The following is a 10,482-nucleotide window of genomic DNA, read 5'->3' on the forward strand; positions in this document are numbered from 1 at the left end:
TCTGCGGTCGCCTACGTAGAGCGAGCCGAAGCTGCCGGCGAGCGCCATGACCGCGCGTGACAGAAGCAGTTAAACGCGCTTCAGCACCATGCCGGTCTGCTGCGTGTTGGCCATGAGCTGGAGCACGGCCTGGCCGCGTCGGTGCAGGCCAGCGATGCCACCGGCCCGCAATTCGCCGACGAAGCTGCGCCGCGTGAGCGCGGTGACGCCCTTCTTGCGCAGCGTGTCGTCGAGCGCTGCGCGGATTTCGTCGCGGCGCGCTCGGTTTTCGTCGGGGTGGGTACTGATGCGGATCAGCGCGTCAGCGAGCAGATCGGTGTCCGCGAGAATCGCGCCGGCGAGATAGTCCCAGACCGGGCCCCACTTGCCGTGGAGGTCGACGACATTGCCCCAGTCGATCAGGTTCAGCGAGCCGTCTGCGCCGATCATGAGGTTGCCTGGATGCAGATCGCCGTGAATCTCGCGGAACGCGAACGCGTGGTACAGCACCGTGTAGCTGAGCTGCTCGACGATCTTGAGCTGGAAGCTGCGGCGCTCGCGCTTTGGCAGCCGCGTCAGCGCGCGCGACAGGCTCACGGCATCGCCGAGATATTCCATCTCGAGGATGCGGCGGCTGCTCGAGTACAGCTCCGGCACGCGCCAGGCGCGGCGGCCGAGCGAGCGCTGGTAGAAGCGCAGATGGTTCTCGGCCTCGGCGTCGAAGTCGAGTTCCTCGATGAAGCCGGCGACGAACTCGTCGACCTGCTCCTGCATCGCGCGCAGGAAGGGCGCGAGCTTCGAATGCGGGGCCCAGTATTGCGTCGACATGATCGCGAGGCCGATCACGAGCTTGCCGATCGCGAACTCGCGGTCGATGTTGTGGCGGCCGACCTTGATGATCACCGGCCGCAGCACTTCGCGGCCGTCCTCAAGGAACGGTTTCTTGGCCAGATACACCGAGCCGATCGAGCCGGACTTCAGCGGCTTGTCGGCCTCGAAGCCGAGGTAGAACTTCTCCGGCGGCTTGCCGTAGCACTCGACGAACGCGGCACGCACTTCATCGGCGGTCATCGGCGCCACGTCTTCGTGGAACACCATCAACTCGCGAGCAATTTCCTCGGGCAGGAAATCGGCGTTGGCGGCGGCGACCTGAGCCATCTTGACGAAGAACGGCCCGAACTCGTTGACCATCCGGGCAATGATCTGCGCCTGCGCCTTGTAGTCCTTCGGATCGGCGGCAAAGAACGGCTTGATGTAGCGCAGCGCGCGGATCTGCCGGCGCACGATCGCGGCATCGGCCTTCACTTGCGCTGCGCGCTTCAGCAGCTCGTTGAGCTGCCATTGGTTGAAGCGCCGGCCGGCCTTCAGCAGGTTGACGATTTCCAGCAGCAGCGGCTCGTAGGTGCGCAGCACCAGCCGCACCATGTCCAGGCTCATCTCGCCGAGGCCTTTCAGCTCGGGCGCTTCGAACAGCTCGTTGAAGAAATTCCAGAACTCGTTGATCAGCGCGTCCGGCACCGGCATCGGGCTGCGCGCCACGGCTTGCTCGACGACGAAGCGGATCAGGTCTTCGGTCGACTGCTGATCGGGAATCAGGCGGCGACGACGCAGCGCCTGGGTCAGGCGGCCGGTGTGCTTGAGCAGCGGATGGACATAGAGCGCTTCGAAGATGCGATCGATCGCCGCTTCGAGATCTTCCTGCGAGCTGTCCTGCTCGTCGGTCAGCATGGCGAGCAGCGGCGCGAAGCCGCGGGTCAGGCGCACCGTGGAGATGCCCAAGGTGGCGATCTCGCGGACCACGCCGCGCACCTGGGTGGTGATCGGCACGGACACCGGCGCTGGCGAGATTTCCGGAATCGAATCCGGTCTTGTTTCGAGCTTGGGCAGCGGCACCGTTACCACCGCCGGGCCGGACGACTTGACCGGCTTGGGTGGAAGCGCTGGCGTGCCGCGCTCGCTCACGACTCGCCCTTGGCTCCGATCAGATGGCCCATGCGGCTCATCTTGGTGTCGAGGTAGCCCTCGTTGTACGGGTTGCGGCCGCGTTCGATGCCGACCCGTTCCGTGACCTGAACGCCGTCCTTGACCAGAGCATCGAGCTTGGCCGGATTGTTGGTCATCAGCCGGATGCGACACAGGCCGATGTCGCGCAGGATCGCCACGGCCAGGCTGTAGTCGCGGTCATCGGCCGGAAAACCGAGCTGATGATTGGCGTCGACGGTGTCCGCGCCTTCGTCCTGCAGCGCGTAGGCGCGCACCTTGTTGGCCAGGCCGATGCCCCGACCTTCCTGGCGCAGATAGAGCAGCACGCCGCGGCCGTCGGCAGCGATCTTCTCGAGCGCGGCGCGCAGTTGGAAGCCGCAGTCGCAGCGCAGGGAGAACAGCGCATCGCCGGTCAGACATTCGGAATGCACGCGCACCAGCGGCGCCGGGCCGTCGGTGGCAGTGAGATCACCGAGCGTCAGCGCCAGATGTTCCTTGCCATCGGCAGAGCGATAGGCGCGCATCGTGAACACTGCGAACGGGGTCGGCAGCTTCGCCGTGGCGATCAGCTTCGGTTGCGGCATGGTGGATTCAGGTAGAGGAACGAGCGTCAGGCGCCAACGAAATTCTGGCCGCAGACGCGCAGCGTACGACCATTGACGGCCGCTGCCATCGGGCTGGCCAGAAAAGTCACCGCTTCGGCGATGTCGATCGGCAGTCCGCCCTGCCCCAGCGAGGCCAGACGGCGGCCGACTTCACGCGGTCCGGTCGGCATCTGGGCGGTCATCGCGGTCTCGATGAAACCCGGCGCCACGGCGTTGATCGCCCCGCCCCGGCTGGCCATCTGCGCGGCCATCGCTTCGACATAACCCATGACGCCGGCCTTGGTCGCGCCATAGTTGGTCTGGCCGGCATTGCCGGCGATACCGCCGATCGACGAGATGCAGACCATCCGCGCGCCGTCGTTCAGGCCCTGCTTCAACAGCGCTTCATTGATCCGCAGGATCGCCGCGAAATTGACGTCGATGACCATGTCCCAGAGATGCGGGGCCATGTTCTTGAGCATCTTGTCGCGGGTGATGCCGGCGTTGTGGACGACGATGTCGACGCCGCCGAAGCGCGTCGTCACTTCTTCGGCGATGCGCTGTGGCGCATCGGCGGCGGTGATGTCCAGCGCCAGGCCGTAGCCGTCGAACTTCGACAGGGTTTCGCCCAGGGCACCTTCTTCCTGCGGTCGATCGATGCCGACCACCTTGGCGCCTTCGCGGGCCAGGGTTGCGGCAATCGCGGCACCGATGCCGCGCGCGGCACCGGTGACGATCGCCACCTTGCCGGCCAGTGGCTGCTGGAATTGGTGACCGATCTCGGCCGGCGGCGCGCTCAACGGCAGGGTCTGGCCGGTGATATAGGCCGAATGCGGGCTGAGGAAGAAGCGAAGCGGGCCGGCCAGCGCCTGGTCGGCGCCGGGGGCGACTTCGAGCAGGTTGGCCGTGGCGCCCTTCTTGCCGATTTCCTTGGCGAACGAGCGGACGAAGCCGCGCAATCCCTGCAAGGCGGCCTGGGCGGCCGGTGTCGCGGCGGCGGTCGGCGCGCGGCTCAGGATCAGCACCCGGCCGTTGGCCGGAATGCGGCCGACTCGCGGTTGCATGAAGTCGTACAGCTCGCGCAGACGCGCCGGGCCATCGACACCGCTGGCGTCGAACACGAAGGCGGCGGCAGCCGCGGCACGATCCTCGGGATTCGGCTCGGTCTTCAGCGCCACGCCGGTCTCGGCAGCCGCTGCTTTGAGCCGCGCGAGACCGGCATGTCCCGGCGCGATCTGCACGGTGGCGCCGGCTTCGTTCAGCGCGGCGAGCAGCGGCGCGGCGAGATCGCCAGCAGTGGTGCCACCCAGCATCACCGCCTGGCCGCCGAGCGGACGGGTGGCGTAGGCCGCATCGGCCCGCTTCAGGCGTGGCGGGCTGGGCAGGCCCAGCAGGCCGCTCAAACTCTTGCCGAACGCGGAGTTGGTGAACTCGAGATACCGATCGCTCATGAATGCTCCATCAAACCGGCCTTGAAGCCGACCATCAAACAGGATTTGTCCGTCGAATCTGCGCTGGCCGGGGAGGCCGGGGTGCAACGCCGGGCCGGCATTATCGCAGCGCATCAAGAGCAGCGTCGGCCGATTTCATATTTCAGTCAACAAGTGTTTCTTTTTGACCGGCTCTTTTTTCGGGTCGTCCCACCATTGCTGCAACAGGTGCAGAGGACTTCACCGGATTGACGCTGCCGCCCCCGCTGCGCATAGTCGGGCAGCGCCGGGCCATCCAGATGAAGCCCTGCCGGATAAAAAAGCAAAACGCTTGAGGGGAGACCTAACGATGAACAAGACCATGATTCTGGTCGCGGTATCACTCGCGTCCGTTGCAGTGGCAGTCGGCCTGATGAGCGAAATGCGCGTCGCTTCGGCCGCTGTAGTGCCGGCCAGCCCAGTGGTAACCGTGCCGATCGAACCGGTCGCCGAAGCGCCGGTGATGAGCCGGCGCGAGCGCATGGTGCGCATCGTTGCCGAACAGGCCGCGATCACCGCCGAAGCGACGGCCCGCACGGCACTTGCCCGCAAGGCCGCCGAGCGGGACACCGCCTCGCGATGAGGTAAGCGCTGATGGCCTAATCCGCTGACGGCCATAGTCGTTTCGCATAAACTCCAAGGGCTTTCAGGGCCAGTGGCATGCTTTTGCTGCAAGGTCCGGTTGCCAATTGGCACGCGGTCTGCGGGCAACTTTGATCAGTACCGACAGGCGTGACAGCGCCTCACGAAATCAACAAAAACGCGAGCGGAAACGATCCGCCCGCTCCACTCGGGGTTTGCAATGAAACTCAGCCGCGTTGTCCTCATCGTTGTCATCACCGCCGTCGTCGTCTATTTCGGACTCAACATGATGCTGCCGCGTGGCAGCAAGACCGCCGCACCGGAAGCCGCCGCCACCGGCGAAACGGTCAGCGAAACCCCCGCCGCGACGGAAGGCAGCGACACCGCTGCCGCAGCAACGGAAGCGCCGGCTGCCGCCAGCGAAGCCGCGCCTGAATCGGCTCCGGAGTCGGCTCCGGCCCCCGAGTCGACTGAAACTGCCGCCAGCGAGCCAGCTCCGGCCCCGGAAGCGCCGACCGAAGTGGCACCGGCCGCAGCACCTGCCGAGTCCTACACCGCCCTGCCGCCGGCGACGGCCGTCGCCCCGATCACCACCAATCTGCCGAAGATGTCCGACGCGGACGCCCGGAAGATCGCCGAGAACATCGGCCGTGACGAAGGCACGCAGGTCGCGGTCACCCCCGTGGCCCCTGCGGCAGGCGGCGACAACTCCTCGCTGAGCGAAGAGGAAGCCCGCAAGATTGCCGAGAACGTGGCCAGCGAAGTCGCCACCCGCGTTGCCAGTGAATCGGCTGAGCCGGTGGCCAGCGAACCGGCCCCGGCCCCCGCACCTGCCCCGAAGGCCGCCAAGCCGAAGCCGGCGCCGAAGCCGGAAATGGTTGCCGCAGCACCAAGCAGCGATGCGCCGAAGGCCGCCAGCAAGCCGGCAGCCAAGCGTCCCGTCGCGCGTCCGAAGACGGGCAACGGTTCCGACGTGATCTCCAGCTGGTGGTCGAAGACCGGCACTCAGGCCTCGAGCAATCTCAGCCTGGTCTATGCCGGCGAAGCCTCGTCGGAAAAAGCCGTGGTGCTGATGTTCAACAACCCGGTCGACCCGACTGCGGCCAGCAACCACATCAAGCTGGTCGATTCGCGCGGCAAGGCGCCGACCGGTTCATGGTCGGCTGGCAACAACCCGCGCGTGCTGGCGTTCAAGGGCGTGACCCCGGGCCGCTATACGGTGATCCTGCGTCCGGAACTGCCGGACAGCAGCGGCAAGACGCTGGGTGACGAACTGGTCGGTCCGGTCTACGTCCACTAGGCATGACTACGGTCGTCCTGGTCCGCCACGGCCAGGCCTCGTTCGGGGAAGCCAACTACGATCGTCTGTCGCTCCTCGGTGAGCGGCAGGCGGTCGCCCTCGGCAGCCACTGGAAGATCGGCGGTTTCAGTGCTGACCGCGCCTACAGCGGCTCGCTGCAGCGCCAGCGCAAGACCGGCGAGCAGGCACTCGCGGTAATCGGCGACAAGGCCCCCGCGGCCCTGCACACCGATCCGGCGTTCAACGAGTTCAACCACACGCAGCTGATCCGCGCCTACCTGCCGCTGATCGCCGATCAGCACCCGGAGCTGGCCGACGATCCGCATCTGGCGATGCGGGATCAGGCGGTGTTCCGGCCGGTATTCAACACCGTGGTCGGCGCCTGGATGCAGGGGCTGGCACCGTCGATTCCGATCGACGAAACCTGGGCCGCGTTCTCCAACCGATGCGTGGCGGGCCTCCGTCGCGCTGCGGAAGGGGCCGAACGTCTGGTGGTGTTCACTTCCGGCGGCGTGATCACCGCGGTGATGCGCGAAGCGCTGGGTCTCGACAACCCGACCTCGCTGAACCTGGTCTGGAAGATCTGGAACGCCTCGGTGCACGAGTTCCATATCCATCCGGAAAGCGGCAGCTTGGCGCTGGCGGGTTTCAACGACATCTCGCACCTGCGCCTGCAGCGGGACGCCGCGATCATCACCCGCATCTGAAGCTGCCGGACCGTCGTGGCCATCGGCCGCGACGGTCCCTTCAGCGGTTTCGGGGCTTCAGAGCACTTCGAAAGTCAGTCCGGCATGCGCCTTCAGGCGCTCGATCAGGCGATCGCCCATTGCCGTCGCCGGCGTCCAGAAACCGCCCTTCAGCGCCTCGCGCGGCATATCGAAGGCCAGGCAGGCGACCGCTTCGCCGAGCATCTTGGCGGTCGAGCCATAGCCCGGATCGCGATCACCGGTGAGCTTGCAGCGCAGGACGTCGCCGGCCGCGGTCTTGCCGATGAAGCGCAGGTCGTAAAAGCCTTTTTCCTGCGCTTCCGGCGTCGGGCCCTCGCCCGGCTTCGGCAGCACGTAGCGTTCGAGCAGCGCGCGCGTCGGCTTCAGCGCTCCGGCCAGCACGAAGCCGCCGAGTCCGGCGGTGACGCCCCAGGCCGTCGCCCTGCCCTTCAGGCCGCTGCCGGTCATCATCGCTTCGTCGTAGCGGAAGTCCGCGCCATAAGCCTGGCCGGACAGGCCGTTCGAGCGATGGACGATGCGGGTATTGATCGCCGCCATCACGAACGGTGCGATCCAGCTGCGCGCGTCCTCGTCGTACTCGGCCAGGTTCACATCCGGCTGGCGCGGCCTGGGTGCCGCGCTCGGCGGCGTGATCGAGTACGGATCGCCCAGTTCCTTGCGCAGACCCGGGTCCTCGCCGACTTCCTTCAGCACGTTCATCAGGCTGGCGACCGTGCCGCCGGAAAAACCACCGCGGAAGGCCTTGATGCGCAGCTTCACCCGCTGCGCCGGCACGCCGAACTTGGCGAGCGCCTGGGCCTGCAGGAAATGCACGCCGAGATCGGACGGAATCGAATCGAAGCCGCAGCAATGGACGATGCGCGCGCCGCTCTTCTGGGCCGTCGCTTCATGGGCGGTGATCATCCGGCGGATCCACTGCACTTCGCCGGTCAGATCGCAGTAATCGGTGCCGGTTTCGGCGCAGACCTTGACCAGCGGCGAGCCGTAGAAGGCATAAGGACCGACAGTCGACACCACCACGCGGGTGGTGCCGCATAGCTCGCGCAGCGCGGTTTCATCGGCAGCGTCGCAGACGATCATCGGCAGGCTGCGGCCATCCGGCCCGAGCGACTGGCGGACCTGATCGAGCTTGGCCGTCGAGCGGCCGGCGATCGCCCACTTCACCTCGCCGCCGATGCCATGGCGCTGATACAGATAGCGGGTCAGCAGCTGGCCGACGAAGCTGGTGGCGCCGAAGACGACGAAATGGTGGATTTTCTGTGGCATCCCGACACGCTCGGATTGAATGATCGAGCGGCCAGCTTAGCTGCAAACGGCGACGCTGCCGGTGACGCGAAAGTGCCTTGCCGTCAGCCCGTCCGGGCGGCACAGTGCTCGGGACTCGCCCCTGCTTGACGCTGTGTCCCGCGTCCCGTCAACTCCATGCCGCCGATGAACGCCGAAGCCCTGCCGAATCTGCCTCCGAAACCGGAGCGCCCGCTCGATGGCGACTGCTGCGACAACGGCTGCGAGGTCTGCGTGTTCACTGCCTACGCGGAAGACTTGCGCCGCTGGCAGGAAGCCGTCATCGCCATCACCGCGGAGGCCCGTGCCGCCGAAGCGGATGGCAACACCCGCAACTAAACGAACAACAAGCGAACCACAACAGCACCGAGGAGAACACGATGCCGCTCAACCCACAGGTCCAGGGCTTCCTGGGCACGCTCGCCGCCGCCGGCGCCCAGCCGTTCCATACGATGGAACCGCCGCAGTGCCGCCAGGCGATCAACATGCTGATGAGCATGATGCCGCCGAGCGCGGCGCAGATCGCCGGCGTCCGCGACACCCACATCGCCGGCCCGGCAGGCGAACTGAAGCTGCGCGTCTACAGCCCCAACGGCAAAGGCCCGTTCCCGATCCTGATGTACTTCCACGGCGGCGGCTTCGTGATCGGCGATCTCGATACCTTCGATTCGCTGTGCCGCGAAACCTGCGCCGGTGCCGGTGTCGTCGTGGTCTCGGTCGACTACCGCCTCGGGCCGGAGCATCCGTTCCCGGCCGCCAGCGATGACTGCCTCGCTGCCACTCGCTGGGCGGCTGCGCATGCCGTCGAGATCAACGGCGATGCGGGCCGCCTCGGCGTCTCCGGTGACAGCGCCGGCGGCAATCTCGCGGCGGTGACGGCACTGCGTCTGCGTGACGAAGGCGGCCCGGCGCTGAAGGCGCAGCTGCTGGTCTATCCGGTCGTCGATGCCGATCCGGACGCCTACCCGTCGATGACCGAGAACGCCGAGGGCTATCTGCTCGGCCGCAAGGACATGGACTGGTTCTTCGGTCATTACGTCAAAGACGCTGCGGCGCTGACCAGCAGCTCGCTGCGCCCGATCAAGGCCGAGTCCCACAAGGGTCTGCCGCCGGCGCTGGTGATCACCGCCGAATTCGATCCGCTGCGCGACGAAGGCAATGCCTACGCGGCGAAGCTGAAAGCCGCTGGCGTCGCGGTGGAGGCGAAGTGCTACGACGGCGCGATCCACGGCTTCTACACCTTCTTCAGCGGGCTCGATGTCGGCCGTCAGGCCGTCGATCAGGGCATTGCCTGGCTCAAGAAAACGCTGGTGGCATGAACGACACGGCGCGCGGCACCGAAGCAGCCGCGTCGCCGTCCGCAGCCTTCTGCTATCGCCTCCGGGTGCGTTACGCCGAGTGCGATGCGCAGAAGGTGGTGTTCAACGCTCGTTACGGCGATTACGTCGATCTGGCGACCACCGAATACCTGCGCGCGCTCGGCTTCGGCGAGGAATTGATCGACGGCCGGCTCGACTATCAGCTGGTCAAGCAGACCACCGAGTGGAAGGCGCCGGCCCGTTTCGATGACGTGTTGTGTGCCAGCGTGAGCACCCAGCAGCTCGGTAATACCTCGTTCGTGCTGGCGGTCGAGTTTCGCCGCCATGGCCAGGTCGATCTGCTGGCGCGCAGCGAAACGGTCTACGTGATGGTCTCGCCGACGTTGACCAAGATGCCGTTGCCGCCGAACTTCCGTTCGGCGCTGACGCGCGGCGCACCGCAGATCGTCGTCAATCACGCCGGCTGACGGCCGCTGCGGCTGGCCGCAAGCCATCGCCGGGCAGACCCGTTTATCATCGTTTCCTGAGGACGCTTTTCCGGCGTCCCGATCAACCGCTGCTCGCCGCAGCCTTCATCGGTATCCGCAAGTCCTGACGTCATGAACGGCGAACCGCGGATCCGTCCGCATTCCATCAAGAACCAGCGCCGTCAGTTGCTGCGCCTGCGCTTCGACGAGCCTCTGGAAGCCTTGTTCCGCGAAACCTTCGAGCAAACTGCCCGCGGGCCGCGGACGATGCTCCTGTTGATCAGCATTCTGATGATCGGCGCTACGCCGCTGTACGACCACTGGGTCATGCACGCGCCGGACAGCTTCCTGAAGATGTCGCACTTCCTGCAGTTCTGCGTGCAGATTCCGGCGATCCTGCTGACGCTGCTTTTCACGCTGCGGCCTGCCCTGCAGCGTTGGTCGCCAGCGATGCTGATCGTCACCTGCGTGATCATTGCCAACTGCGTGATGGCGCAGCACATCTTCGGCCGGCTGCTGGGTTTCGACATGCCGCACGATTTCGCGGCGATCACCGTCACTGCGATGCTGATCCTCGGCCGGCTGCGCTTCTGGGCGGTGCTGCCCTGGGCGCTGGCAACCATGGTCATGACCACCTGGCTGCAACTGCAGGCCTTGGGCCTGCCGGCGTTCTATGACGCGGTATCGGCCTGGATGCTGACGTCGATTTCCGGCGTCACCGCCTACCTGCTGGAATATTCCTCGCGACAAAGCTGGTATCGCGGCCGGCTGCTGGAATTCCAGGCCA

Annotated in this window: 12 protein-coding genes; 8 read left to right on the top strand and 4 right to left on the bottom strand. The window is 66.2% G+C overall.

All coding sequences use genetic code 11. The annotated features are described in order from the left end of the window. Nucleotides 1-69: 69 nt before the first annotated feature. From QZY06_RS17325 to QZY06_RS17335, 3 genes are read right to left on the bottom strand one after another with little or no spacing between them, the layout of a single operon-like run. Nucleotides 70-1,941, bottom strand: coding sequence for an AarF/UbiB family protein (locus QZY06_RS17325; protein WP_295686377.1), 1,872 nt, complete (start codon nt 1,939-1,941; stop codon nt 70-72). Beyond that, nucleotides 1,938-2,546, bottom strand: a complete 609-nt coding sequence (gene ribA, locus QZY06_RS17330) for a GTP cyclohydrolase II (protein ID WP_022977714.1) — start codon at nt 2,544-2,546, stop codon at nt 1,938-1,940. The genes QZY06_RS17325 and ribA overlap by 4 nt, the downstream gene beginning before the upstream one ends. A 26-nt stretch (nt 2,547-2,572) precedes the next feature. Then, entirely contained in the window at nt 2,573-3,997 is a 1,425-nt protein-coding gene (locus tag QZY06_RS17335) for a 3-oxoacyl-ACP reductase (RefSeq protein WP_295686380.1), read from the bottom strand. Between the two features lie 21 nt (nt 3,998-4,018). On the opposite strand from QZY06_RS17335, the gene QZY06_RS17340 reads away from it, so the two are divergent. The 4 genes from QZY06_RS17340 (at nt 4,019) to QZY06_RS17355 (ending at nt 6,604) form a co-directional block, all read left to right on the top strand. Continuing rightward, entirely contained in the window at nt 4,019-4,228 is a 210-nt protein-coding gene (locus QZY06_RS17340) for a hypothetical protein (protein ID WP_295686382.1), read from the top strand. A gap of 97 nt (nt 4,229-4,325) precedes the next feature. After that, nucleotides 4,326-4,598 (top strand): hypothetical protein, encoded by a 273-nt coding sequence (locus tag QZY06_RS17345; RefSeq protein ID WP_295686383.1) that lies wholly within the window; start codon nt 4,326-4,328, stop codon nt 4,596-4,598. Between the two features lie 219 nt (nt 4,599-4,817). Further along, on the top strand, nt 4,818-5,897 hold the full coding sequence (locus tag QZY06_RS17350) for a hypothetical protein (protein ID WP_295686385.1): 1,080 nt from the start codon (nt 4,818-4,820) through the stop codon (nt 5,895-5,897). 2 nt (nt 5,898-5,899) lie between these two features. After that, entirely contained in the window at nt 5,900-6,604 is a 705-nt protein-coding gene (locus QZY06_RS17355) for a histidine phosphatase family protein (protein ID WP_295686387.1), read from the top strand. Between the two features lie 57 nt (nt 6,605-6,661). On the opposite strand, the gene QZY06_RS17360 is transcribed toward QZY06_RS17355, so the two are convergent. Continuing rightward, the gene (locus QZY06_RS17360; RefSeq protein WP_295686389.1) at nt 6,662-7,891 is read right to left on the bottom strand and encodes a trans-acting enoyl reductase family protein; all 1,230 of its coding nucleotides are present in this window, start codon (nt 7,889-7,891) and stop codon (nt 6,662-6,664) included. Between the two features lie 165 nt (nt 7,892-8,056). Between QZY06_RS17360 and QZY06_RS17365 the strand changes: the two genes are divergently transcribed. The 4 genes from QZY06_RS17365 to QZY06_RS17380 all read left to right on the top strand — a co-directional run. Further along, on the top strand, nt 8,057-8,248 hold the full coding sequence (locus QZY06_RS17365; RefSeq protein ID WP_295686390.1) for an oxidoreductase-like domain-containing protein: 192 nt from the start codon (nt 8,057-8,059) through the stop codon (nt 8,246-8,248). A gap of 41 nt (nt 8,249-8,289) precedes the next feature. Then, nucleotides 8,290-9,228, top strand: coding sequence for an alpha/beta hydrolase (locus QZY06_RS17370; RefSeq protein WP_295686391.1), 939 nt, complete (start codon nt 8,290-8,292; stop codon nt 9,226-9,228). Beyond that, nucleotides 9,225-9,695 carry a thioesterase family protein gene (locus tag QZY06_RS17375; protein ID WP_295686392.1) on the top strand — a complete coding sequence of 157 codons (471 nt, stop codon included), beginning with the start codon at nt 9,225-9,227 and terminating at the stop codon, nt 9,693-9,695. The genes QZY06_RS17370 and QZY06_RS17375 overlap by 4 nt, the downstream gene beginning before the upstream one ends. A gap of 132 nt (nt 9,696-9,827) precedes the next feature. After that, the coding region (locus tag QZY06_RS17380; RefSeq protein ID WP_295686394.1) for a hypothetical protein at nt 9,828-10,482 on the top strand (655 nt) is incomplete at its 3' end.

The sequence above is a fragment of the uncultured Nevskia sp. genome (assembly GCF_903885465.1).
Classification (GTDB): Bacteria; Pseudomonadota; Gammaproteobacteria; order Nevskiales; family Nevskiaceae; genus Nevskia.